Origin of the sequence: Erwinia sp. BNK-24-b (assembly GCF_047456155.1) — a bacterium.
Lineage (GTDB): Bacteria > Pseudomonadota > Gammaproteobacteria > Enterobacterales > Enterobacteriaceae > Erwinia > Erwinia phyllosphaerae.
The window spans coordinates 4422269-4447785 of the sequence record NZ_CP179901.1; the positions used below are offsets into that span (position 1 = coordinate 4422269).

20 protein-coding genes are annotated in these 25517 nt (G+C 50.3%); 6 read left to right on the plus strand and 14 right to left on the minus strand.

Features of this window, described 5'->3' with window-relative positions; all coding sequences use genetic code 11:
- Window positions 1-53: 53 nt before the first annotated feature.
- From ACMGGR_RS20410 to tssH, 14 genes are all read right to left on the minus strand, one after another.
- The gene (locus ACMGGR_RS20410) at window positions 54-692 is read right to left on the minus strand and encodes a hypothetical protein (protein WP_414147733.1); all 639 of its coding nucleotides are present in this window, start codon (window positions 690-692) and stop codon (window positions 54-56) included.
- Between the two features lie 24 nt (window positions 693-716).
- Window positions 717-1691 carry a type VI secretion IcmF C-terminal domain-containing protein gene (locus ACMGGR_RS20415; protein WP_414147734.1) on the minus strand — a complete coding sequence of 325 codons (975 nt, stop codon included), beginning with the start codon at window positions 1689-1691 and terminating at the stop codon, window positions 717-719.
- A complete protein-coding gene (gene tssM, locus ACMGGR_RS20420; protein WP_414147735.1) occupies window positions 1601-4534 on the minus strand; it encodes a type VI secretion system membrane subunit TssM in 2934 nt (977 codons plus the stop codon). Before tssM ends, ACMGGR_RS20415 begins: the two co-directional genes overlap by 91 nt.
- A gap of 10 nt (window positions 4535-4544) precedes the next feature.
- Window positions 4545-5897, minus strand: coding sequence for a type VI secretion system protein TssL, long form (gene tssL, locus ACMGGR_RS20425; protein ID WP_414147736.1), 1353 nt, complete (start codon window positions 5895-5897; stop codon window positions 4545-4547).
- On the minus strand, window positions 5897-7243 hold the full coding sequence (gene tssK, locus ACMGGR_RS20430; protein WP_246760175.1) for a type VI secretion system baseplate subunit TssK: 1347 nt from the start codon (window positions 7241-7243) through the stop codon (window positions 5897-5899). The genes tssL and tssK overlap by 1 nt, the downstream gene beginning before the upstream one ends.
- Before the next feature lie 3 nt (window positions 7244-7246).
- A complete protein-coding gene (gene tssJ, locus ACMGGR_RS20435; protein WP_246760176.1) occupies window positions 7247-7771 on the minus strand; it encodes a type VI secretion system lipoprotein TssJ in 525 nt (174 codons plus the stop codon).
- 112 nt (window positions 7772-7883) lie between these two features.
- Window positions 7884-8369, minus strand: a complete 486-nt coding sequence (locus ACMGGR_RS20440; protein ID WP_246760177.1) for an Hcp family type VI secretion system effector — start codon at window positions 8367-8369, stop codon at window positions 7884-7886.
- Window positions 8370-8517: 148 nt separating this feature from the next.
- The gene (tssC, locus tag ACMGGR_RS20445; RefSeq protein ID WP_414147737.1) at window positions 8518-10005 is read right to left on the minus strand and encodes a type VI secretion system contractile sheath large subunit; all 1488 of its coding nucleotides are present in this window, start codon (window positions 10003-10005) and stop codon (window positions 8518-8520) included.
- Window positions 10006-10022: 17 nt separating this feature from the next.
- Entirely contained in the window at window positions 10023-10556 is a 534-nt protein-coding gene (gene tssB, locus ACMGGR_RS20450) for a type VI secretion system contractile sheath small subunit (protein ID WP_414147738.1), read from the minus strand.
- Window positions 10557-10674: 118 nt separating this feature from the next.
- Window positions 10675-11235, minus strand: coding sequence for a fimbrial protein (locus ACMGGR_RS20455; RefSeq protein ID WP_414147739.1), 561 nt, complete (start codon window positions 11233-11235; stop codon window positions 10675-10677).
- A complete protein-coding gene (locus ACMGGR_RS20460; RefSeq protein WP_414147740.1) occupies window positions 11223-13745 on the minus strand; it encodes a fimbria/pilus outer membrane usher protein in 2523 nt (840 codons plus the stop codon). Before ACMGGR_RS20460 ends, ACMGGR_RS20455 begins: the two co-directional genes overlap by 13 nt.
- A 167-nt stretch (window positions 13746-13912) precedes the next feature.
- Window positions 13913-14656, minus strand: coding sequence for a fimbria/pilus periplasmic chaperone (locus ACMGGR_RS20465; protein WP_246760182.1), 744 nt, complete (start codon window positions 14654-14656; stop codon window positions 13913-13915).
- Window positions 14657-14788: 132 nt separating this feature from the next.
- Window positions 14789-15331, minus strand: coding sequence for a fimbrial protein (locus tag ACMGGR_RS20470; RefSeq protein ID WP_414147741.1), 543 nt, complete (start codon window positions 15329-15331; stop codon window positions 14789-14791).
- Between the two features lie 88 nt (window positions 15332-15419).
- Window positions 15420-18185, minus strand: a complete 2766-nt coding sequence (tssH, locus tag ACMGGR_RS20475; RefSeq protein ID WP_414149006.1) for a type VI secretion system ATPase TssH — start codon at window positions 18183-18185, stop codon at window positions 15420-15422.
- A 397-nt stretch (window positions 18186-18582) separates the two neighbouring features.
- On the opposite strand from tssH, the gene tssF reads away from it, so the two are divergent.
- The 6 genes from tssF to ACMGGR_RS20505 are packed head-to-tail and all read left to right on the plus strand — an operon-like array spanning window position 18583 to window position 25505.
- A complete protein-coding gene (tssF, locus tag ACMGGR_RS20480) occupies window positions 18583-20460 on the plus strand; it encodes a type VI secretion system baseplate subunit TssF (protein WP_414147742.1) in 1878 nt (625 codons plus the stop codon).
- Complete coding sequence (tssG, locus tag ACMGGR_RS20485) at window positions 20457-21479, plus strand: type VI secretion system baseplate subunit TssG (RefSeq protein ID WP_246760356.1); 1023 nt, start codon at window positions 20457-20459, stop codon at window positions 21477-21479. Before tssF ends, tssG begins: the two co-directional genes overlap by 4 nt.
- A gap of 56 nt (window positions 21480-21535) precedes the next feature.
- Window positions 21536-22558, plus strand: a complete 1023-nt coding sequence (locus tag ACMGGR_RS20490) for an ImpA family type VI secretion system protein (RefSeq protein WP_414149007.1) — start codon at window positions 21536-21538, stop codon at window positions 22556-22558.
- A 2-nt stretch (window positions 22559-22560) separates the two neighbouring features.
- On the plus strand, window positions 22561-23550 hold the full coding sequence (locus tag ACMGGR_RS20495) for a fimbrial protein (RefSeq protein WP_246760187.1): 990 nt from the start codon (window positions 22561-22563) through the stop codon (window positions 23548-23550).
- 18 nt (window positions 23551-23568) lie between these two features.
- Window positions 23569-24891: a GlcNAc-transferase family protein gene (locus ACMGGR_RS20500; protein ID WP_414147743.1), complete on the plus strand. Its 1323-nt coding sequence runs from the start codon at window positions 23569-23571 to the stop codon at window positions 24889-24891.
- Window positions 24861-25505: a hypothetical protein gene (locus ACMGGR_RS20505; protein ID WP_246760188.1), complete on the plus strand. Its 645-nt coding sequence runs from the start codon at window positions 24861-24863 to the stop codon at window positions 25503-25505. The genes ACMGGR_RS20500 and ACMGGR_RS20505 overlap by 31 nt, the downstream gene beginning before the upstream one ends.
- Window positions 25506-25517 lie beyond the last annotated feature (12 nt).

A 25517-nucleotide genomic window follows, 5' to 3' on the forward strand; every position in this document is an offset into this window, starting at 1 on the left:
GAAATACCCGATCCTTGGTTTATTTTATGACGAGGGAAAAATCGCTTTCTCGCTCACAGTAGAAACTTTTGCGAATCAATAATCTTTCCATAACGGCTCTGCCGCCAGAGCCAGGCTTGTTTATCTGCCTGAATACAGTCAGGCCATCCTTGCCATGGCATTACGCTAACCCCTTCTTTTTCAGTTAACTTTTCATCATACCTACACAGACCAGAAAGCAGCAGATCTGTGTTATTGGCAAATTTATAGCGGTCGTTCAGCAAGAATTTTTTTATCGGTGCATAAGAACACTGCAAGGCATTGAGCCACTTTCTCAGCGTCATTTCCGCGTGGATAACGCCGCTTTTATTTTGTAAAGCGAGGGTTATACGGGCCAGCCAGAAAGCCAGATGAAAATCAGACCGCAGGTTTTTACTAAGCCACTGTTGGTTGACCTGTGCATAAAAAGCAAAAACCTGGCAGCTTTCCTCCTGCTTTTCACAGGCGTTCAATGCGCCAAGCAGATAATCTTTCCGGTTAGCGGCTGGCAGTACGAAACACCAGGGATAATCCGCAGGAATATCCTCTCCGGGTAAAGTGACGCCTATCCGTGCAATCACTTCTTCTTTTAACCGCACGGCCGTTTTTTTACGTTCTGCCCGGCCGGGTAAGAAATAAGACCTTTCTTCCAGCGCAACAATTTTTATAGCCATATCTCTTCCCTGAAAAACGAGCTGTTAAAATGCACCGGGACAATGAAAGTTTTTTAATAGATCGACGATCAGCTCCTCGCCCGACGTTAAGCCTGATACCTCTATTTTAATATTTCGCTTGTCCAGGTGAAAAATCAGTATCGGCTGGCCGGTGTCCGAGGTAGCAATATCTTCTACCGTGTCCAGCCATCTCATTAGTGACCAGGGCCCGGTTAGCGTCATCCCATTAGGTTGGGCAATAGCGCGCGGTTTGGTACTCATATTGACAACGGATTCGGCGCGGTTTCCCGGCCAGTGGAATAATCTGGGCGTTACCGGGCCGTGGGTATAGGTCATGCTGCTGCCGTCAAAGTTCAGATTGAGCTGGGTGATAGCCGGATCCATATAAGGAATGGCAACGGAAAAATTTATCCCCAGCTGCGTGCCGTTGTTCTGGAAAAAAGCCGCACGGATCGCTTCGGCACGTTCAAAAACATCCAGCGCTTCCGAATCCTGCGTATCAATGTCGCCACGGTAACGCCAGGGACTGGTCGACGTATCTACTTTGTCGGCCAGATTCTTTTTAAAGTAATTATCCGCCAGGCCGCCAGTAGCAAAGAAGCGCTCAAAATCCCGCATGCTGACTTCTTCGCTATTATCCGCAAAGGGATAACGTCCCTGTAAGGTATTGCGGCATATCTCACCTAATCCTGCTGCAATCGTCTTGTTGCTGCTGTAAACAACCTGATGATTAACGCGCCGGTACGCGCCGTTCAGCAGCGGGGCAATAATATATTTAAACGGATCGGGCCAGACGGCGGATTCCGCACTCAGTCGCTGGCCGGCATCCGAGACGGCAGGCTGATTGCCGTTTTTTATGGCGCTGTCGGAAATCACCAGCAGCGTATACTGATCGTTTAATACGCCCATCACCTGATGCAGTTTGGTGCCGGTGGCCGCTCCCGTTCCCATTTCGCCGCCGCCGACAAATTCCCGCAGCGGCAGGAAATAGTTATCCACCCCCTGCCGCAGGATCTTTTTTCGTGCGCCGCCAGCGCCAGGTTGAGTTTTGATGCTGCGTCCAGCAGCTGGCTGTTTGCCAGACCAGTTCCGCTAAGACCTTGCCCTTTGAGCAGGCCTTCAGGGCGATCTTCCGCTAACGTCGTTTCTCTTACCGCTCTTCTGGCGAGATTGATCAGAGGTGAATTAACAGACACCAGCGTGCGCATCATATAGATGTCAAAAGAGAGCCCCACGTTGTTATGATCCAGGCCTTCGGTTTTCAGCCGGATATTTTGCAAAAACGCCTGCCAGCGCCGGGTATAGTCTTTTAAATAAAGCTTCATCAGCGCGTCACGAACGGGATCGACAAACCCGGCTTCACGATCGATCCCGATCGTCTTTAACGGCTGCGGATCGCCCATTATCCAGCGATCTTCCGCCTGGAGCGCCCTGACCATTTCACCCAACTTTTTTTTAAAAACCTGATGATACCCTTCATAAGTGAAGAGGCCGGAAATGCCTTTTTCCGCCAGCTCCGGATCGATAACGGTAAAGATTTGCCCCGCTTCCTCGTCGGTCATCTTGCCCAACGTAAGGTTTTCCGGGGCCTCCGTTTGTAGCTGGCTCATCACGCGTTCGTACAGACGGCTACCAATCTGTTTACGGCCCAGAAGATAACGCGCCTCCTCGACCAGTTCCTTATCGAGCGGCTGGCCATACTGGCGCCAGTCCGCCAGGCCGAACAGCGTATTCAGATGGGCGATAAACAGGCTTCTTTCTTCGTAGGGCTGGAGTTTGCCGGCGCTATCCCAGGATTTGGCAATTTCGCCAGTCAGATATTGCTGATTCAGTTTCCCCTGGCCGGAAAGCATCAGATAGATTTTAAGACTGTTATAAATATCGCTATTGTCGCGTCCGTAAACCGCGTTGCGTAACGTCGTCAGCGCCTGGCTTTCAATCAGCGGAAACAGGATCCGCCGCAGGAAATAGTGATATAGACCGTCGGCATTTCTGGCCAGCTCTTTTCCCGTATACAGTCCATAGCGGAAAGCAAGTTCGGGATGAAGCACGTCCAGGCCGCGAAATTCCGGCAGATACTGCGCCATATTGAGCAACAGAGGCAGCCGGTTGGGGTTGGCGTTCTTTTGATAGGTTTTGACTTCGCCTTCCAGCGTGAGAAGCCTGGTTTCTACCGCGTGCAGATAGTCGCCGTTATTGTGGTAACTTTGATAAAATCCCTTTAATAACAGTACACTGATGCCAATACAAAGAGCGTGCCCAAAGAAGTTCTGGAACCGGTATTTTGATTCCACCCGCAGGTTATGACGAACCAGATCGACATCCTTCAGGATAATTTCTGAAAACAGCTGCTTGAGAAAATATTGCCTCCCCCATGAAACATCCGTTACCAGCGCATTATCCTGCTGCTGTAAGGTAGCGGGACAGGCCTGTGCGGCCGGATGGTGGTTGCCGATAAAATTACGCCATTTCTGTACGAGCGTGCTGTTATTGACCATCACCACCTCTTCAGGCTGATGGCTGCTGACAAAATAGATGCCGCGCAACGAGGTGTAGCCCTGATTTTCGTCATAGCGAGAAGCCAGGAAGGTGTTTTTCATCACCTCTGTAACGCCTTCCAACAGCATCCTGAAATCCTGCGGCAGGGCGTACATCCGTTTCCTGTCCGCATTGTCATACTCCTCCTGCTGGCGCACGGTCATGTATCTTTCCAGTCGTTTTTCCAGCAGCAAAAGCTCTGTTTCGACACGTTCGTGAAGATCGCCATGCGCTGTTTTTATCTCTTCACCATAGGGGAAGGTTACCCCCCAGAGCTGTTCCCGCTCCTGCTCCGTCAGGCTTCTGAAATATTCGGCAAACCCCGACAGCTGGTCCAGCCGGGTGATCAGTACATAAACCGGAAAGCGCACGCCTAACATTTTGCGTATGTCATCAAGCCGGGCGCGGATTTTAGCGGACAGATCGTAAAGCTCCGTTTTTCCGCGGCCCATAATGTCCGTCATACTTAAGGTGACGATAGCGCCATTTATCGGCTGGATAGCCCGGTATTTACCTATCGCTTTTAAGATGCCGTTCCATTCCGGCAGGTGGCTGTGCGCCTGCTCAACATACTTTCCTGCGGTATCGATAAACAGCGCTTCGTTAGCAAACCAGCACTCACAGTTGCGGGTTGGCGTACTTTCTTTGCAGACGCGGTTTAGCTGTTCCGGCAGCGGAAAATATTGTCCCGAAGACAGGATGGCGGTGGTTTTTCCTGCGCCTGCCGTACCGATAACCAGATACCAGGGAAGTTCACCGTCTGGTTTCCCCGGCAAAAAAAAGCGCCGGATAAAAGAAGCGTTTTTACGAATCTTTCTGATATAAGCCGCGGCGTCGCGGATGGTCGCGTTGACTTCTGAAGCGTCATCATCGGGTTTAGCTTCTTTACTGCCGAACAGGGTGTCGAGCAGCCTGGGATTATTTTTTAACGCCAGCAGAAGCTTCCAGATACCGTAGAGCAGCGTAAAAAACAAAATAATGCCGATAAGGGTCAGCCGGTTCGTGATATTTCCCAGCGGGTAGCCATTACCAATAAGAATATAAGGGCCGATGACCCAGACAACGACGCAGGCGGTTGCTGCCATCAGGACAAAAATCGGTACGTTGAACCACAGCCCGGTCAGACAGAGCAAGGCCAGGCAGATAAAAATAATGCGGGCTTCCATGCCTTCCAGCGGCCGCGTTTCGCCAAATCCCAGTAAAGGTCCAAGAAACCAGATTGCCGCAACGATCAGCGCAAACAACACGATGACCATTAAAATCTTCATGGAGCGACGCGAGAACATCCTGTTCAGATTAACCATGTTTTACCCATCAATAAGTCACAAAAAATTCCACACGCCGATTTTGCGCACGCCCTTGTTTATCGTTATTACTGCCTACTGGCTGGCTGTCTCCGGCTCCCTGAATCTGGATTTTACCAGGCGTAAGGCCGGCTTCGGTAAAATAGTGAGCCACCTCAGCGGCGCGTTTTTCTGATAACACCTGGTTATTGGGGAAAGTTTTTGACCTGACCGGTGTGGAGTCGGTATGGCCAACAATAAGCACCTGACCTTTTACGCGGTGCACCTCTTTCGCTACACGCCTGATAATCGGCTCCATTTCCGGAATGACCTTGTCCGATCCGGATAAGAAAACGGAATCGCCGCGAAAGACCACCTTGCTCTGGGTCTGCGTTTCATCCACGCTGACCAGGCGCTTTTTTATCTCCTCTTTCAGCAGGATGGCCAGCCTTAAGCGTGCGGCGATAACCGGCTTATTAATCGTAAGGTGCTGCATGGCGTAAATTCGCTGCTGCAGATTGAGCTGCTGCGTGGACAGCCAGTATTTGCACCAGATGTAGGTCATCCCGACCAGCAGCAGCGCCAGCAAAAAGGTGATGCGTACCGGCAGGATTAGCCGCTCTCGCTTTTTCTTGCCGCGCGTTACCAGACCATGAGGCGAGAGCGCCGTTGGCATAGAGTCGCGCGTACTCTGAATAAGCGTCAGCAGGCGCTGACGAATTTTAGTGAGCTGGCGGTCGCCGTCTTCAAGGATGCTGTAGCGCCCTTCAAAGCCCAGCCCAAGGATGCGCAGCAAGACTTCCAGCACATCCACATACTCGTGGGGATTCATCGACAGGCGGCCGACCAGCAGGAAAAACTTATTCCCCCCGTCGTTGTCGCCCTCAAAGTGGTTGAGAATATTGCTTTGCGACCATCCTGTTTGCAGGCCCCACGGCGTCGTGTGCGCTGCCTCATCCAGCGCCGTACAAATGCAATAGCGTACGATCGCCATTTTTTTCCAGGATATGTTTACTTCATCGCAAACTACGCTGAACAGATTGATCTCATTTTTCAGGCTGCGTTTAAGAAGTTCGACATGTTCAGGCGCGGAGACGGATTCTGGCATATCGCTCAACGCGCGTAACAGCGGCTGCGCCGCCTCCAGCAGCGGATTGTCCGCCATTTTCACCTTACGCACGCGCTGCTGCACACCTTCGCTTTTCAGCGTGCTCTCATTTTTCTGGTAATGATCGATAAGGATAAATTCGTCCGGACCGGCCTGGACGCTGTCAGCCTCTGCCCCCTCATCAAGCAGAAATTTACCCAGAGCCTGGGGCGTCAGCTCCTCTTTTTCCGCCGGGTCGGGCATAGCCTGTGCCCGTGCCAGGTTTTCCTCGCTCATCAGCTTCTGACTCCCCAAAGCTCCATTTTCAAATCAGGGAAGTCGCCCGCAACGTGTAAGGCCAGCGCGCCGGTGGCGGCAATTTTCTCCCAGAAAGGGCCGCTTTTTAGCAGATCGAAATAGACATAACCGGAGCTGTAAGGGATCTGCCGAGGTGGCACGGGCAGTCCCTGCAATACCAGGCCAGGCAAATGCGAACGAACCAGCTCGTGCAGCTGCTGCGGCGCGCTAATTTTGGCCTGTGCCGAAAACTGCTGTTGCAGGACATCCATCGGTAGCTGGGCATGAACAGCCAGCACCAGGTTGGAGAAATCGCGAAGCTCTCCCGGCAGCATGGCGGCGGTCCAGACGCCGTTGCCTTTCGGATGAAGGTCTATCAGCTGACCTGCACGAATAAGAATTTGGTTCAGCAGATAGTGAAGCTCTTCCACCAGAGGACGAATTGAGTGATAAAGCCTGGCGTGATCGTATCCCGGCGCAGCGACTGGCCGACGGGTTTTGGTACGGATAAAGGTCGACAGCTCGCCCGAGAACTTAGCCAGCTCCTGGTAAAGCATAATTGGCGGCAGCTCAGGAATATGGCGCAGATGATCCAGGATCGGCTCGTATTTGTTGAAGATCTGCAATAGCAGATAGTCCACGACCTCTGCGCTGGCGCTCGCTTTGCCGTCGCTGTTGGATAAACGCGCCGCCAGCATTTCGGCCCGCATTTTCACCAGGCCATTCAGATGAGTGAGCCACTCGACCAGCAGCGTATTAGCGGCGTAGCTGGTCACGGGCGGAATATAATCCTCTGTATGCAGCAATACGCTGCCGTCCGGCTGGATGGCCCTGACCTTTGCCAGCGGCAGACCAATCCAGGACTCCGTCATTTCGCTTTCAGACACCAGATTTAGCCGCAGCCGTGCCAGCTGCACGGGCTTTGGCCCCTGACGGATAGCGTTGGTGTCGCTTAGCTCCGTTTCAAAAGCCGCAAACCGCGCCAGCGAGCCGCGTTCGCTAAGGTCGAAGATAGTCTCATCGCTGTTATCCAGCCGTAGCGGAACCGCCAGCCAGATAGTTTTCCCCAGGTGTTCTGCGGCAATCGTCAGCGGCTCGGGCAGTTCGGCATGGCCAGGAATATCAAAAGGCGTGCCGTCCGGCAGAACGCCGCGCCCGGTGCGTAAAACCAGCTTGCCGTAGGAAAGCGCCTCGCGATCGATTTCATAGTGGGCGAATCCCCAGAAGAAAGGCGTAATCGTTGCCGCTCGCTTGTGAGCATAATATTCAAAATAGCGTTCCTGCTGCTGGAATAATTGCGGGCGCAGGAAGAGTCCTTCGCTCCAAATCACTTTATTTGTTCTCATTGGCTAGTCCATTTTATCCGTTGAGATGGCTAATTCGTCAAAATGCACCGTCAATGCAACTGATTGACCAGGGATAACTTTTCTCCACCAGGATTGCTTCTTATGTTTTTTGTACATTTCCCATATGTCGCTCCAGCCAGCCCGGTCGATTTCGCGATAGGCGGCGACAATACCCAGCGCGACGGTTTCGCTGGCTGGTGACAGGCTGATTATTCTGTTTTCACCAGGTTGTAATATGCCTTCATAAACCTTTCTGGCTTCCGCCTTTAACGTCTGGCTGCTGCCATCGCTGATAGTAAAAAAGTCGCTGTTTACAAAATTATCTGCCGACTTAAGCTCATAGAGAGAAACAGCAAGCGGTGCGGGCTTTCCCTTTTCATTGGGATTAATATTATCTGCTGCGACAAGGCGCACCTGAAACTCTGGCGGCTTGCTGGTAGAAAAAGGGGAGCGGCAGCCCGCTAATAATAAAATAACGATAATAATAATTCCGCTTGCGTAGCTGTTTTTTTGTTTTAATTTCTGCATATTTTTACCTCGGATAGCAGAACCAGCACACGTCCATATTAATAATAACTATGCTACCAACACGCCGGTAAAAGCTTGCCCTCTACAGGGCAAGCTTTTATTTAAAGGCCAGTCAGCTACTCTGGTTAGCCTTGACGTCATAGCTTGCAGAGATTACGCCAGACTTCGTACCTTCAGAATTTTGCATGACATAATCCTGAGTGACCTTAGTGAAGGAGAATTTAATCTGCTCGCGAGGACGGCTTTCATCTTCAGAACTTCCACACATATCTACGCGAGTAATAATCGTATCGGTAAAAGTAATCGTCAGATATTCAAGCGGATCGCCTCCCGCTTTACGTATAACAAAGACAATCTTTTTAATGTGCTTACCCGTCAGGCAATAGCTCAACAGGTTTGGACTTGCTTTGTCGGTATAATGCGTAAAGCAAAAATCATCGACCGTCGCTTTGCCCGACCCGCCGCCTGAACCCGCGTGCATATTAGAATGCTGAGCCACATCCCAATGCCAGTCCAGCACCTCTATTTCGTTGGTATGTGCAGCATCCAGTGATTCACCTTCGATGCCGTCAATCTTAATAAACATATCTTGTGCCATGATATTTCCCTTATTCAGCACTGATAGAATTGTTGCATTACCATGCAACACGCGCAGTTAACGACAGCGGTAACAAAAAAGAGTTACCTGTTTTATCCGCTGCCGATAACACTACTTCCTGGGTACCACTCTCTTGTTAATACGTTATTCAGGCTGCGCCTTTTAGCGAAGGCAGTTTTGCCACCATCCGCAGTGAAACGGTCAGGCCCTCCAGCTGGAAATGCGGACGCAGGAAAAATTTTGCCTGGTAATAGCCGGGGTTGCCTTCAACGTCTTCCACTATCACTTCTGCCGCAGCCAGCGGACGACGAGCCTTGGTTTCAAACGTAGAGTTTGCCGGATCGCCATCGACATAGTTCATGATCCAGTTATTTAGCCACTTTTGCATTTCGTCACGCTCTTTAAAGGTGCCGATTTTGTCGCGGACAATACACTTGAGATAATGAGCGAAACGCGAGCAGGCAAACATATAGGGCAGACGCGCAGAAAGATTGGCGTTAGCGGTAGCGTCGGCATCGTAATATTCCGCAGGCTTTTGCAGCGACTGTGCGCCGATAAAAGCGGCATAATCCGTATTTTTACGGTGGATTAACGGGATAAAACCGTTTTTTGCCAGCTCCGCTTCGCGGCGGTCGGAAATAGCAATTTCCGTTGGGCATTTCATATCGATGCCGCCATCATCCGTCGGGAAAGTATGGCACGGCAATCCTTCGACTACGCCACCGCTTTCCACACCACGGATCAGCGTACACCAGCCGTAATGCTTGAATGAGCGATTAATATTAACGGCCATCGCATAGGCCGCGTTTGACCAGGCGTATTTGCTGTGGTCCGCGCCATCGGTGGTTTCTTCAAAATTGAAATCATCAACGGGATTAGTGCGAATACCATAAGGCAGACGCGACAGGAATCGCGGCATCGCCAGGCCGATGTAGCGTGAATCTTCCGACTGGCGCAGCGAATTCCAGGCGGCATATTCCAGATTCTGCGTAAAGATTTTGGTCAGATCGCGCGGGTTTGCCAGTTCCTGCCAGGAATCCATCTGCAGCACGGACGGCGCCGCGCCGGTAATAAACGGCACGTGGGCAGAGGCGGCCACTTTACCAATGGAAGCCAGCAGGTCAACATCCGGCGCAGTATGGTCAAAATAGTAATCGGCAACCAGACAGCCATAAGGTTCGCCGCCCAGCTGACCATATTCTTCCTCATAAATTTGCTTGAAGAGCGGGCTTTGATCCCAGGCAATACCCTTGTAGCGCCGCATATTGCGCCGTAGTTCATCCTTTGAGATATCCATAAAGCGTAGCTTCAGTTTCTCATCGGTTTCGGTGTTATGAACCAGGTAATGCAACCCGCGCCAGGCGCTCTCCAGAGCCTGAAACTGAGGGTGATGTAAGATCAGGTTAATCTGTACGGAGAGCTTACTGTCTATCTCGGCAATAATCGCCGCAATGTTTTTATAGGCATCGTCTGCCATAGTAACCGAGCTGGAAAGCGCCTGTTCGGCCAGCGTTTTTACCGCGCTCTCTACGGCCGACTTTGCCTGCTCGGATTTGGGTTTAAATTCTTTGCTCAGCAGCGATGCAAAATCGCTATGGCTAACCGCAGGCTTAGTTTTCTCAATTTGCAGTGACATGATATCCCTCTCACGTATCAATCTTTTAATGGTGCGCTACGGTTCGGCGTTTCGGGTTTAGGTGCCGATGCCAGGGTATTAAGCAGCGTTTTATCCTGCAGCACTTTCATTACCAGCCCCTCGGCGCCTGCCTTTCCATCCATATAGGTTTGCAGGTTGGCCAGCTGGGTCCGCGCCTCCAGCAGTTGCGCCAGCGAATCCACTTTTTTTGCTATTTCGTCCGGAGAAAAGTCGTGAATACTCTCAAACGTCATATCAATCATCAGTTGCCCTTCACCGGTTAAGGTATTGGGAACAGCAAAGGCAACGCGTGGCTTCATAGCTTTCATACGTTCGTCGAAATTATCGATATCAATGCTCAAAAATTTTCTGTCCGCCACGGGCGGCAAAGGTTCCAGCGCCTTACCCGATAAGTCAGCTAATACCCCCATAACAAAGGGCAGCTCAATTTTCTTTTCGCTACCGTAAATTTCGACGTCATATTCTATCTGCACGCGTGGTGCCCTGTTGCGGGCAATAAATTTTTGCGAACTGCTTTTATTTACACTCATGATTTCCCTTTCACCGAGTAGAATTAACTGTCAGACAGAGCATCTGGCCCCGCTCTGCTGCTTTGATTAAAAATAATTTTCATTCAGTATGTTAATAGCAATATTTCCCTGACCTCTCCTATTTGTAAACCAATTCAACGCCAGCTATTGCTCTTATATTTCCCGCCGTTACGGCAGAACCTTTGGCATAATAGCTTGCCCGATAATAGTGATTAACATCTGAACCTGATGAAGGAATCTGGTAATCTTGCCCGCTACTGGCGTTATCGATAATGATCCGCGAGCCATTTTCTTTACGAATCCTTATCTGCACATGCTGACTGTAACCTTCTCCCACCGTATTCAAAAGATTACCCGTTGTGGTATCTGCGGAAGATAAATTGCTAATGAAGGTTACCGCAACCGTACGATCGGCCGGGCATTGTTTTAACGCAATAGCAAATTGCCTGCTGCCCGCTTCGTTGCCGTCTTTATCTAATGAAGCAACGGAAACAGGGGGTAAAGATACGGTTTCCGTGTAGGTTCCACCATTAATACTGATAATGCAGGTTTCGTCTGTGTAGGTCCCCTGGAATAAAACACTTATGCTACAGGATGTGCAGTTAGTATCGGCGCTCACGTAAAATACGGGCAGCAGAAAGACAATCAAAATATGCCACTTCCTTTTCAGCGCACGCATATAACCTCCAGCCTGGCAATACTATTTTGGGGCGTTATTTCGACGCGGCTTTCCGGCACTGCCTGGCATTTTACAGACTTATCGTCCGCTACAAACAATGCCCCGCTTGCTGCCGTCCAGCCACGGATAAAGGCCTGGCCTTGTTGGCCTACAACGGTCTGGCTGATGGCCTGAGCATCGATCAGTTCCGTCCCGATGGGCATATAGGCATGGTTTGCATCTCTGACGGTCAATATCATCGGTTTACCGACCAGCGTTTTCATCGTAATAAAAAGCGCGGAACCCGCTCGCGGTACGACGATATCCTCATTCTCTAAAATATCGAGCGTGTCGGGTAATCCTTTGGCATCAACCGAAACGGTGTTTTTTCTGTAAGCCGTTAGCGCAGGCATTATGGCGTAGCCGTGGCTATCGACAACCGAGCCGTAGCCGTTCAGCAGCTTCGCCCCTTCGCCGCCAGGCACATTAACGATAGCAAAAGCAGAGTCGCCCAGCTGCGGCCCCAGCGTTACGCCGCCCTGATGTATTACCGCGCTGCCGCTCGCCAGCAGGGAGAACTGTTTAGCCGAATTATTAGTAGCGGAACCGGTCAGGCCAAACTGGCCATAAGAGGATCGGTAACGCATATTGCCCGTTACCCTCTTCCTGTCTGAAGCGGAACGGTAGCGTCCCACAGATGTCCCCATGCCATAGGTCAATTCATTCCGCTCCCCCTGAGAGCCGTTAGCACTGGCCTGCAGTGAAGCGTTACCCGCGTTATCGCGCGAATAAGAGCTATAAAGCGAGCTGAACAGCGGTTTTTCGTTAACATTAGCGGCCCCGAGCGGCACATTGACGGAAAACATTACGTTATTCAGGTTTTCACCGTTACCGCGCCGCGAGCGCGTTGCCGACAGAGACCAGGAAAAATAGCGCTGCGACTGGCTGTACCCTAGCGCATATTGCTTAGCCGAAGTGCGGTTATCCCAGTAGCGATACAGGCTGCCGGAAAGGTTAAGATAAGCACCGTTCCACAGGCGCTGCCCCATCGTTATCGCCAGGCGCTGGCGCGTACGGTAATCGGACTCATAGCGATCATAGTGAGAACCGTAGCGAGCTATATTCGCTTCCCGCAAAGAATAAAAACCCTGGGTAGAATAACGCCAGGCGGCTAGCGTGACGTTGGTGTCGGTTGGTTCCAGATATTTGCTGTAGGCAAGCCGAAAACTGTTCCCGCTGGCGGTTGTGTTATTCGCCAGATCGCTGGTGGCGTGGGTAGCCTCTACAGAAATCCCACCAGCCGGCGTGTTAAAAGCGTTACCCGCAGCCAGTGCCCGATAGTGCTCAGCTACCTGCGCACCGCCATAGAGCGTGTACATATTAGCCAGACCATACTGCCAGATACCCTGCATGATTTTCGGATGCTTGTTCAGCGCAGCATCTTTCACCTGGCCAATAGAGAAGCCGAATCGGGAAGTCCCCTGGTGCAACAGCATCGGCGGCGCAGAAAAGGGAATAGTTTGACTACGTTCGCTACCGCTGGCCTCGGTAATGGTCATCGTTAAATCACCGCCATAGCCCATTGCGCCCACGTCCATCAGCTCAAAAGGCCCCGGCGGCACGGTAGCTTCATAAATGGTTTGCCCGCGCTGCGTCACTTTTACTCTGGCATTGGTCTCTGCCGTACCGCGCAGTACCGGTACATAATTACGCAATCCTTCCGGCAACATACGTTCGTCAGACTGTAGCTGTATGCCACGCAGCGTAAAGCTATCGAATATTTCACCACGCGTGCTGCTGTCGCCAATGGTTAGCTGGCTACTTAATGCGGTGATATCCGTCTGACCGTAGCCATAAAGACTACTGGTGCTCATCCCTTCGCGGTTTGACCATCCTGTATTGAGCCGTTTTCTTAAACGCCACTGGCCAATATTGGCTGCCATCGTTAAATTAAGATTATTACTGTATGTCTCTTTCTGCTTGCCCGAGCCTGAATAAAAGCTGTAAAGGTTATCGCTATAATCAAAGAAAAGAGCAGGTACGCCAGCATCCCAACTGTTTGGATCAATATAGCCGCGTGGTAAATTTCTCAGATAAATTTGCGGAATAACCAGCGACAGGCGTAGATTGCCACTGTCGTAATTTTCACTGCTGCCATTAATAATTTTTCCTATAGGCAGGCACTGATTGGTTTGCAGTGCTTTTTCCGCAAAGTTTTGCTTTATTTCCTTACTGATTTCTACGCCCAGTTTTTGCAGATCGTCCAGTAAAAAACAGGGCGACGCGCTGGTCTGTCCCGCCTGGAGGCCAAAGTTCAGATTATGCTGTCCACGGCTTTCATTATTCACCAGCACGGTTACGCGATAATTACCTGGCGCAATAAAATTCCCTGCAGAAAAGCGGGAAACATCGACAACCGTGCCGTGAATAAAAACAGGATTATATTCAACGAAAGCAGAATTCGGCACCACTTCGCTATCTTCAGAGACGGCAAGCGTTGGCGAAGCCCAGCCTGCGGGGCAAACTATCATGGCATATACCATCCCTGTTGTGATGAGAGTCCTGTTCGCACAAGGGCATAGCTGCTTTTTGTGGAATATCTTTTCTGCATGCCGCACCTGATAAACTCCTTTTCCAGCGGACTATCTGCCAGCATCTTGCTGGCCTGGCCGCTTTCCCTGTTCGGCTTTTATACGTTTCAGCGGAAGGATCCCTGTAGCACTAACTCTTTGCCATTCTTCGGGATCAGCTTTCCTTCATAAGCAGAGCCATAATCATTAATAAGACGAAACGAGGCTCCCGTGACGCCCGATATCGTTCCTTTCTTTAACGGGAAAAACTTACGGCTAAAAGGTGCGATCATATCTGTTTCCAGTTCGCTAACGCGGGTAGCGTTTTGTAAAGTAGCGCTATCGAAAGACAGGTAGTACGCCGTTGGGTTAGTGACATTAATCCCTTTATTTTCTGCCAGCTCCCACTGAACTTTTCCTACCTGCGCCGTACCTGAACTTAAAAGCGAGGCAGGCCGATAAAACAATTTAATCCGTGTTCTGAAAGCCAGTTCCAGGCGATCGACGTTAGTCATTTCTTTATGCAAAGGGGGAACTTCCAGCATGTTAAACCAGAAAACAGACTCCCGATCGGCGGGCAACGCCGCCCCGTTATAGATCAGGCGGACGCTTTGTCCTTTGCCTGGCTCAACCCGGAAAACGGGCGGCGTAATGACAAAAGGTAGATTGACAGCATTAAGATCGGCTTTGAGATCGCCATCATCTATCCATACCTGCACCAGAGCCGGTTTTTTACCTTTATTATTCATGCGGACGCTTTGCTCTTTCTGATTGCCCGGAAAAATAATACGCGTGCCGCCGATCGTCATGGCTGCCGATACTTCAGTAATAAAAAACAGGAAAATAATGAAAGAGATTATTCTGACAAGCATGCCGTCACCCGTTCGGATAAAATTATATTGCTAATAATAAAACCAGGCTAAGGATTCGCGTTTTATAATATGCAGAATCAAGAGCGGCCGTTTTATTATCTTCTGGCCGCTCTTCTCAAACCTGCTCTTTTATTATGGGTAGCTTAACGTATATCGCGCTTTAGCATGAACGAGACCGGCAGTGGTTTTCCCTGTCGCGTAATAGCCACCGTAATAGCGCATTGATGCTTTACCCGTGGAATCGACCGCCGCTGCACTGCCTGTAGCGCCTAACGCCAGCGGTTTTTCATCTGAATTGTACAGGCATATCTGTACGTTAGTGGCCGCCACATCATCTCCTGATGCCTTAGCATCATTCGTTAAGTTACCGGTAGACGCATCAGAGCCTGAACCACCGATAGCTTCAAAATGCGCGGCAACTTTAGTAATAGAAGCGGGACATGAATTTACGCTGATATCAAAAAGCCTGGAGCCGCCGGTATCGCCTGCTGCGGTTAAAGTTTGTGTAGAAAGCGTAGGCAGCTGAACAACAATATCAACGCTGTCGTCGTCAATTTTACAGGTTTCATTAATCAGTTTGCCGTTGAATTCAACGGTACCCTGGGTTGCTGCATGTGTAAAACCAGATACCAAACCCAGCGATAAAACGCACAGAGCCAGTTTAAAATTACGCATATAAGACCTTTTGAGATATGAATTAATTGCATTGGCCTACACGCAACGCGTGTGCCTTCCCTTGCTACTCATATTTTTTTTGGGACGTTCACTCCTCTGTTTGAAAAATAATTTCTATATTTTCTTTATTGTCGATGGTTATATAAATGCTGTGCCCCTGAAGGCTTTCTTCGCTACTTAATAAGCGACGGCTGGTTTCCGGGACAATATTTTGCTCAATAAAACGTATCAACATTCTTGCGCCGGTTTCAGCTACGGGACAGCTATCGACAATATGCCGGACCAGCTGGTCACTGTAGCGCAGCGCAGCACCGTGCTGTTCCCGTAGCCGCTGGCCGATTCTGTCGAGATGCAGGCGTACAATACGTATCAGCGACTCCTGCTGGAGCGGCAGATAAGGCACCACCGCGAGGCGCCCTAAAAATGCCGCAGGGAAGGTCTTCAGCAATTCCGGCTGCAGCATTTTCCTGACGCTTTCGGCTTCGGGCGCGGTATCCGCATCGGCAAACAGCGTACTCATCATTTCGCTGCCCACGTTGCTGGTCAGCAACAGAACGGTATTTTTAAAATCGATATGCCGCCCTTCGCCGTCTTCCATGCTGCCTTTATCAAATACCTGGAAAAACAGCTCGTGCACGTCCGGATGCGCCTTTTCGATTTCATCCAGCAGTACGACGCTGTAAGGCTTACGGCGTACGGCTTCCGTTAACACACCACCTTCACCATAGCCGACATAACCCGGCGGCGATCCTTTCAGCGACGAGACGGTGTGCGCCTCCTGATACTCGCTCATGTTAATGGTGATTAAGTTTTGTTCGCCACCGTAAAGCTGCTCGGCAAGCGCCAGCGCCGTTTCGGTTTTACCTACGCCAGATGGTCCCACCAGCATAAAGACACCGACAGGCTTGCGGGGATCTGCCAGCCCAGCCCTGGCGGTCTGGATACTTTCGCTAACCTGATGAAGCGCATAGTCCTGGCCGGTAACCCTTTCCGCCAGTCGCTGCGGCAGTTCCAGTACGGCGCGAATATCGTCTTTAAGCATCTGCCCGACGGGAATACCCGTCCAGTCGGACACGATAGCGCCGATAACTTCAGCATTCACCTCTGCCTGTACCAGCGGCTGCTCCTGACGAACTTCCCGTAAACGGTTTTCCAGTTCCGCAAGCTCAGTTTGCAATTCCGATGCGGATTTCATCCCTCGCGTCGCCGGTGCCTGTGCCTGTGCCTGTGCCTGTGCCTGTGCCTGTGCCTGTGCCTGTGCCTGTGCCTGTGCCTGTGCCTGTGCCTGTGCCTGTGCCTGTAGCTCATTACGAACCGCCACAATGGCGTTGACCAGCTCTTTTTCCTGCTCCCAGCGGCGCTCAAGCTGCCCGGCGGCGTCTGCCTGCTCACCAATCTGCTGCTGAAGCTGGTCAGCATATGACCGTTCGCCTCTGCCAAAATGCAGCGCTTTTTCAACCAGCGTCAATTCCGTACGAGCGGTTTCGGTTTGAAACTGGAGGATCTGTAGCGCTGTCGGCGGCGCATGCTGTGCGACGGCCACGCGTGCGCAGGCCGTATCCAGCAGGCTTATGGCTTTGTCCGGCAGCTGGCGAGCCGGAATATAGCGATGTGAAAGCCGGACGGCTGCCTGCAAAGCCTCGTCCATTATCCAGACGCCGTGGTGCTTCTCCAGCACGGGAAGCAGGCCACGCAGCATGCAAACTGCCGTCGCTTCATCAGGCTCGGCCACCTGCAATACCTGAAAACGGCGGGTTAGCGCCGGATCTTTTTCGATATGGCGTTTAAACTCGCGCCAGGTCGTAGCACCAATAGTACGCAGCTGACCGCGAGCCAGCGCTGGCTTTAGCAGATTCGCCGCATCGCCTGTTCCGGCGTTACCGCCCGCACCGACCAGCGTATGGACTTCATCGATAAAGAGAATCACCGGCTCGGGAGAAGCGATGGCCTCATCCAGAACGGCTTTTAGCCTGGCTTCAAATTCGCCTTTCATGCTGGCCCCGGCAGCAAGCGCCACAACGTCCAGCGCCAGCAATCGCACTTTCGCCAGCGCTGGCGGCACGTTGCCGGCCACAATCGCCTGCGCCAGTCCCTCTACTACGGCCGTCTTGCCTACTCCTGCTTCGCCAGTCAGCAAAGGATTGTTCTGTCGCCGACGCAGTAAGATATCCGTTATGGTGCCAATTTCACGGTCGCGGCCCAGCACGGGGTCGATTTTTCCTTCGCGTGCCAGAGCGGTCAGGTCTGTGGAATAGTGCACCAGGCCACCGCTACTCTTTTGACCGGCCAGCGCGTTATTTACCTCACCCGGCAGAATACCGTCCTGAGGGATGCTGCCGTCGTTAGCGGCCTCTGAAACTTCAGGAGAAGATTGCGTGATATAACCAAAATCGCTGGTCAGGTGTTCCAGAGAAATACGCTCAAAAGCCGGAGAGATGGCGAACAAAGCGCGACGCAGTTCCATTGTGGTCAGCATTGCAATCAACAAATGGCCACTGCGAATACGGCTATCAAAGCATTCCAGGCTGGCATAAATCCAGGCCCGCTCAATAGCCAGTTCGATATGGTATGAAAAATCGGAGATCGTACTGGCTCCGGCAGGCAACCGCGTTAATGCCTGAGAAAAACCTCTTTCCAGTGCTTCCGTATCGACTTCAAAATGACGGGCAATAAGACGTAAATCATTTTGCTCTTGCTGCCAGAGCTGATTGATCCAGTGAACTAATTCAACATAAGGATTTCCGCGCAATTTACAAAGCGTAGTTGCACTTTCAATACTTCTGAACAAGGTTTCGTCCAGCTTGCCAAATAAGTTCTTCCTTGTTACCGCCACTTTTGATCCCTCTCTTATAATAGCCTTACTCTAAAACCGAGCCGACACCGGATTTATCCTACCCATAAAAATAAAAACAAAAAGCTTTGTTTAAAGCAATTTTCCTATTTAGGAATTTCGCCCGAAAATTATTCCTGGAATAAATAAAACCTCAAGAAGATAGTTACATAACTGGTTGATTGTTTTTATAAAAAAACAAAAGGCACTGGCAACGCGCTAAGTCATAAAGATAATAGTATTGAGCGAGCATGGTTCGCATGTTATAAACCAAGCCAAATAAAAAGGGGAGGATCCCTTTATTAAAACCAAGTTTCCAGATAGCAAAAAATATATTGAATATTTCTAAAGCGGTGATTATATGGTGCGAAATCGTTTTACAGCCATCTAAATATAAGAACATTTACTATGGGGAAGGTCAGTGGATCATAAATTTCTTGATTATTATAATCAGGAACTCACCTTTATGAGAGAAATGGCGCGTGAGTTTGCTGAAAAACATCCTAAAATAGCGGCGCGCTTAGGTATGCACGGCATTGATACCGCCGATCCGTACGTTGAAAGATTAATTGAATCTTTTTGCTTTTTATCCGCGAGAACGCAAATAAAGCTGGACGCGGAATTCCCAAAATTCACGCAAAGATTACTGGATATCGTTTACCCCAATTATAATTCACCCACTCCCTCCATCGGCGTGGTTCAGCTTACGCCTGATGCTAAAGAAGGCGATTTGAGTCAAGGCTATCGGGTTCCTCGCGACAGCGCTTTTTATTCCAGGATCTTGCCTGGCGAAAACAGCCGCTGTGAGTTTCGCAGCAGCCAGGATGTCAGACTATGGCCGGTAGAAATAGCAGAAGTGCGCTTGACCTCTGTCCCACCCGATATACCGAGCCTGGAAAAATACCATATCCCTTATGCCAGCTTAAAGGGCGCATTGCGCATCAGGCTACGTGTCCAGGACGATAAGGTTTTTTCGCAGCTGTCAGGTTTCGACCAGCTGCCTGTCTATATCAACGGGGATGAAAGAATCGTTTCGCACATCTTTGAACTGCTGCATACCAGTAGCGTAGCGATGATTATTCGCACCGGCGATACAAAAAAGAATGATGAGGTTATCAGCAAAAAGCCGTTAATTTTTGAAGGAATTAATCCCGATCAAACGCTGCTTCCCCTTGCCTGGAATATGTTCCACGGCCATAACCTGATTCACGAATACTTTGCTTGCCGCCAGCGCTTCTACTTTTTTACTCTTACTCAGTTGGCCGCTGGTTTTCAACACAATCATACCGGTGAGGCCGAACTAATTATTCTGCTGGATCGCCTCCCGCCAGAGCTAACGGGCCATATCAACCCCTCTAAATTTCTGCTGTTTTGTACGCCAGTAATCAATCTCTTTCCTAAGGTTGTCGACAGGATTGAGGTCAACAGAGCCCTGAACTTTTTTCATGTAGTACCGGATCGCAGCCGCCCGCTGGATTTTGAAATTTTTTCCATTCACAAGGTATTAGGCCAGCAGGCAGAAAGCAGCCAGGAGGTAGTGTTTAACCCGCTTTACCAGACGCGCCACTGTGATTATGGCAATTTTGGCCGTTATTTTTCGCTTACCCGTGAAATCAGGGCAAAAGGCGAAGGAAAAAGAAAATATGACACCAGAACGCCTTATCTGGGTACCGAAGTCTTTGTTTCTTTGGTCGATCAGCAGGAAGCACCCTACGCCGACGCTATTCGTTATCTGACGGTGGAAGCGATGGTCACCAACCGGGACTTGCCTCGCCTGATAGCCAGAAGCGGTAGCTTTGATCTTACGATGTCTGATGCCGTTCCCGTCACGGGCGCGGCCTTTATCTGCGAGCCCAGCACGCCGCGTGAGCCTTTTGCCCGAGGCGAATCGGCCTGGCGTCTTATTCGCCAGCTTAGCTTTAACTATTTACCGCTTTCAGACATGGATCATGGGTCAGGTGGCGAATCTTTACGCAATATGCTGCGCCTGTTTTTAAACAGTGCCGACCGGGAATCTAACGCGCAGGTAGATAGCCTGATTGGCTGTAAAACGGAGTCGGTCACGCGTCGTCTGCCGGGTGACGGTTTATTGGTTTATGGCCGGGGCGTCCGCTGTATGTTAACGGTGGATGAAGAAGGCTTTTCCGGCATTAGCCCCTATTTATTTGGGCTGATTATGGAAAATTACCTTTCACGTCATGCCGCCATCAATATTTTTACCGAAACAGAGCTGCATTCAATGCAGAGAGGAAAAGTGGCCTCGTGGCAGGCTCGCCCGGGAAAAAGAGGGGCGTTCTGATGAAGGAGAAAAGCCCGCAACGCGATACGGCATCGCTGCTGTCAGTCTGGTTCGACGAAGCAAAGCCCTGGAAGGCAGGGTTTATCAGCATGATGCGCGCTATCGCGGCTAAAAATGCCGAAATGTCTTTGCCCGGTACCGCCACCCTGCCCAATCAGGAACCGTTTCGCATTGGGCAGATCCCTGTGATGGCCTTTCCTCCACGTGAAATAGCTTATATAGAGAGGGAACAGGGTCTGCTCAGGCTACAGCTTTTTGGCCTGGGCGTCTGGGGTCCGCAAGGCGCTCTGCCGCTGCATCTGTCGGAGCTGGCGCTTTCTCGCTCAGCAGCACAAGATGAGACGTTAACGGATTTCCTCAACATTTTTCATCATCGCGCTTTAGCCCTCTTCTACCGTGCCTGGTTCACCGCTCAGGATACCGCTTCGCTGGACAGACCCGACGATGAAAAATTCTCTTTCTATATTGCCAGCCTTATTGGCATGGATCCGCAGGAGCTGAACGGTGAACGCCTGCCCACGCATGCCCGCCTGGCCTCTTCTGCCCATCTGGTTCGTGAAGCCCGTAATCCTGAAGGCCTGCTTGGCGCGATTCGCTACTACTTTCAGGTGCAGGCAAGCCTGGAAGAGTTTGCCAGTCAGTGGATTGTACTCGACGTGCATGACCAGTCCATTTTGGGCGAGGTCAATGCGGCCATGTCGCTGGGCGATGGCGCGATTCTGGGCAATACGGTCAGAGACAGGCAGCACAAATTTAAGCTCGTTCTCGGCCCATTGACGCTGAATCAATATATGCGTTTTAGCCCCTGGGGCAGGGATCTACCCGTCTTAAAAGAGTGGGTACGCAACTTTGTCGGCTTTGAATATGCCTGGGATACGCAGCTGGTGCTGGCCGCCAGTGAAGTGCCGCAGGCGACGCTCGACGGCGGTCACCAGCTTGGCTATGCCACCTGGCTGGAAAGAGCAGACGACCAAACGCCGGTATACGGCATGAGCTTCGAGCCAGAACGCTATCACTAACAGGTAATCACCGCGCCTGACGGCAAGCCGTGCGCGGCAAAGCAAACAAGGACACTATTGTGGCGGAAAAAAACAGAACGGGCGCGTGGTATCAGGAACTGCTACAGCCGATCTCAGACGAGATGCCCTGTGGAGAAAATCTGGAATATGACGCCGGGTTTATCATGTTGCAGTCAAAGTTACAGCCCAGGCTGGATGCCGAATATGGCAGCTTTGTTGAAGCAGCGGAGCCGATAAACTGGGCGGAAACGGAGCGTGACTGCCTGGCGCTGTTGCAAAGAAGCCGGGATATTCGGCTCATCATCATCCTCATACGCTGTCGTATCAGGCAGATTGGCCTTGGTGCCCTGACGGAGGGCTTACGGGCTTTACGTGATTTACTGATCGCCTTTCCAGCCGCTATTTATCCGCAGCTATCGGAAGAAGGCGTATACGATCCTGTTATGCGAGCGAACGCTTTATCTGAACTGGAAGACATCAACGGTTTGCTGGCTGATATCAGAAACCAGCCCCTGCCGAAAGCCGCCGGTTTACACATCACTATCAAAGAATTTGAGAAAGCGCATGCCTTTCCGCGAGAAGAAGGCGCTTTGCCAGAAGGCACCATTACCGCTTTGCTTCACGAGTGGGCCATGCAGGAAGAGCCGACCATTTCGTTGCTGCAGGAAGCATGGCACAACTTAACGGAACTCAGGCGGTTACTGGCCGAGCCGTTAGGCAACGAAACGCCCGACTTTGCCCATCTGGAACGTCTTCTGCATTTATTTGTTATTAATGCCGAAAACGATGAGGCTGTACTTCCCTGCCCCGCACAGCAGCCGACTGAACAACAGCGGCCACAGAATGAGGAGCCGCAGCCGCAGGATCTTCCGGTCGTTACGCCAAAAGAGATGGGGAACCGCTCAGATGCGCTGCATAAATTAAGAGAGCTACGGTTATGGTTTATGAAAATGGAGCCCAGCAGCCCGGTTATTCAGCTGCTCAAATTTGCTGAAGCAACCGTGGGGAAAAGCTTTGCTGAACTGCTGAAAATGCTGCCGGCCGAAATCATCGAAAAACTGGATGTCGAGAAGGAATAACCATGTTAAGGATAATTTTGTTCCTGATAGTACAGGCGCTGCTGGCCGAAGCGGCTCACGCGCTCTGTCAGCTTGCTCCTGACTCTGCCTCGCCGCAAACGCTCACCATTGCTGCACAAACCATCATAATCAGAGCGGATGCGCCCGGCGATACCACCACGCCAATCGCCAGCTATGACTCTTCTGCTACCGCAGGAACGATCAGATACATCAACTGCAGTCAGGGCAACGTACACGGCAAAGATGTTACCTATCTGACCGGTCAGGATACCTCGACAAAAATTTATCCGACACGATTGCCCGGCATTGGCATAAAAATAAAAGATTATAATGGCTTCGCCATGAGCGATCTGCCCTCGTCCGGAACCATCGCCGAATTTGGATCGGCAGCCTTTGCATCAGGTTCTTTCTTCCGTATAGAATTTTATAAAACTAAAGAGACGTTAACTTTAACTCAGGCCACGGGTGATGAGCTGCTACCCGGTGGCGATCTTGCCTATAGCTATATCAACTCAAAAGACGTGGCCTATTACGCTAAAAAACTTAATACCGGTGTTTTTAAAATAATCAGCACACCCGTTTGCTCGACCGATAATGCCAGGACGATTGATTTTGGCACCGTTACGCCAGCAATAATGAAGGCGGGTGGCGTTGAGCGCAACCTTGATTTTTCTTTAAGCTGTAAAACTGATTACGGCAGCTGGTCTGCTATCGCCGGCATTATCACTACTACGCCTTCTTCTAATGGTAAATACATAAAAGTAACGGATGCGGCCAAAAATAGTGACGCATTGGGAATAGAAATATACGACAGCACTAACAGATTACTTACCGTCGACGGATCTACAACGGAGCAATCGGCGGCCACGGTTAGTAACGCCTCAGTACAGTTTAACTGGAAAGCTAAACTTATCGATACGCTCACCCGAAACGCCCGCCCGCAAAATGGACAGTTCACCGCGCGCGCCGAAATAGTGATACAGATTAAATAAGATTAAAAAGGTGATTATATGGAAATAAAGCCTGAAATTTTTATCAGTATCGCCAGCTATCGTGATACCGAACTGATACCGACGCTGCGCGATATGATCCAACAATCGTCAGGGAAATATGCTCTTTCTGTTGCCGTTTGCTGGCAGGATGAAGAAGATACCACCCTGTTTAATCAGGCCGGTATGAAGCTGTGTGAAAAGAAAAACTTTGAAGGAAATGTTTTATATATTTACCACTATGAAGGGGCCAGGATTCAGATAATTAGCCTGCACTATTTTCAAAGCCAGGGCGCGTGCTGGGCAAGACACCAGAGCGAAAAGCTTTACCAGCAAGAAGACTATTTTCTCCAGATAGATGCCCATTGCCGTTTTATTGACAACTGGGACTGTGAAATCGTCACTATGCTACAGCAGCTCAAACAGCACAGTGAAAAGCCCGTCCTCTCGACTTATCCGCCAGGCTACGAGCCTGATAAAGAAGAAAGAACGCACTCTGTCTTCAGGCTAGGTCTACGTGGCTTCACCAGTGAAGGCATTCCTCAGTTAAGCAACGCTATGGTAGAGGGAGATTCGCCGGTACGTGGAAGCTATCTGGCGGGTGGGTTTATCTTTGCCGATGGCTCCTTTGTTAATGAAGTCCCCAACGATCCGCATATCTTTTTTGAAGGCGAAGAAATCTCCATGGCTATACGCGCCTTTACGCATGGCTACGATGTCTGGCACCCGCATAAAATTCTTCTGTGGCATTATTACGGCAGAGAGGAAAGCGCCCGCATCTGGAGCGATCATACCGATAAAGCAAAAAGCGCCGGCTCCGTCTCGCAAACATGGTATGAAAGGGATAAAAAATCCAAAAGGAAAGTCAGAACGCTTCTTGGCCTGGAAGAAGGCAATGATTATTTACAGGGTATTTATAAAACAGGAACCGTACGGACGGTTGAACAGTTTGAAGAGATAACCGGGGTTGATTTTAAAAAACGTCTTGCGCTTCCTGAGGCAACAGATAGCCGGGCTATTGCATGGGTCCCTCTTCCACGTGAAAAGAGCTGGCGTCGCAGGTTGACCAATACAGTAAAAAAACAGATTTCTGTTTCTCAAAGCGAACTGGATATCACCTGGGATAACGTAACGACTTTATATGTGGGCGTTTACAGCAGCAATAATGATTTAATGTACAAAAAAAACCTTACCAAAAAGGATATTGCTACAGCCCTTGTCGGTGAAGATCTTAATCTTTTTCTCACTCTTTCTTTTGCCGCAATGCTTACGCCAGACGTTATTCGCTTCAGCTCTTACGATACCAACGAGGGTTGGGGAAAAACAGTGGAGAAGCCCTGGTGAACAGTGAAGCTATTTTTAAGCGACTGCTGTGTATAGATGCGCTGATTTTTTTTGATGGTGTTATTCCATCGCTGCCAGACTTTCAGCTAAAGATGGTAAATCTCATTGAGCTGTTCAGTAAAGCATTGATATCTGAAGGCGAAGATGAACAGCTTAGCGACAGGTTGTGTAACAGCATTTGCTGCTATTTCGACGGCCAGATTTCCTTATGCCTTAGCGAACCCAACCTCTCCTGGCAGCGCTATTCCCTACAGCAATATTTTTATGGGCCTGAAAATATTCGAGAAAACCTCGCCGATAAAATCACCCCGCTATTACTAAATGAAGTAGGTAAAATCTTTAGCTATGCCTGTAAGCTCCTTACGCTGATCAACGCCTCGGCTGTCTCGGACGATAAAACAGGCGTTCTTATAAAAAAATATCTTTCAGTGAATAACAGCAGCGAAAAAGTACAGGAAGAAGACGCGAAGAAAGAGTCTACCGAAAAAGTTTTTTTACCCACGGCGCGACGCCGTATGGCCAGCAGCAGGCTTTTCCTGGAACTCGCTATCCTGACAACAGGATTATCGATCGTTTGGCTCTTCTGCTTCATTTATCTGATGGGCTTATATTGAATGCTGACAGCT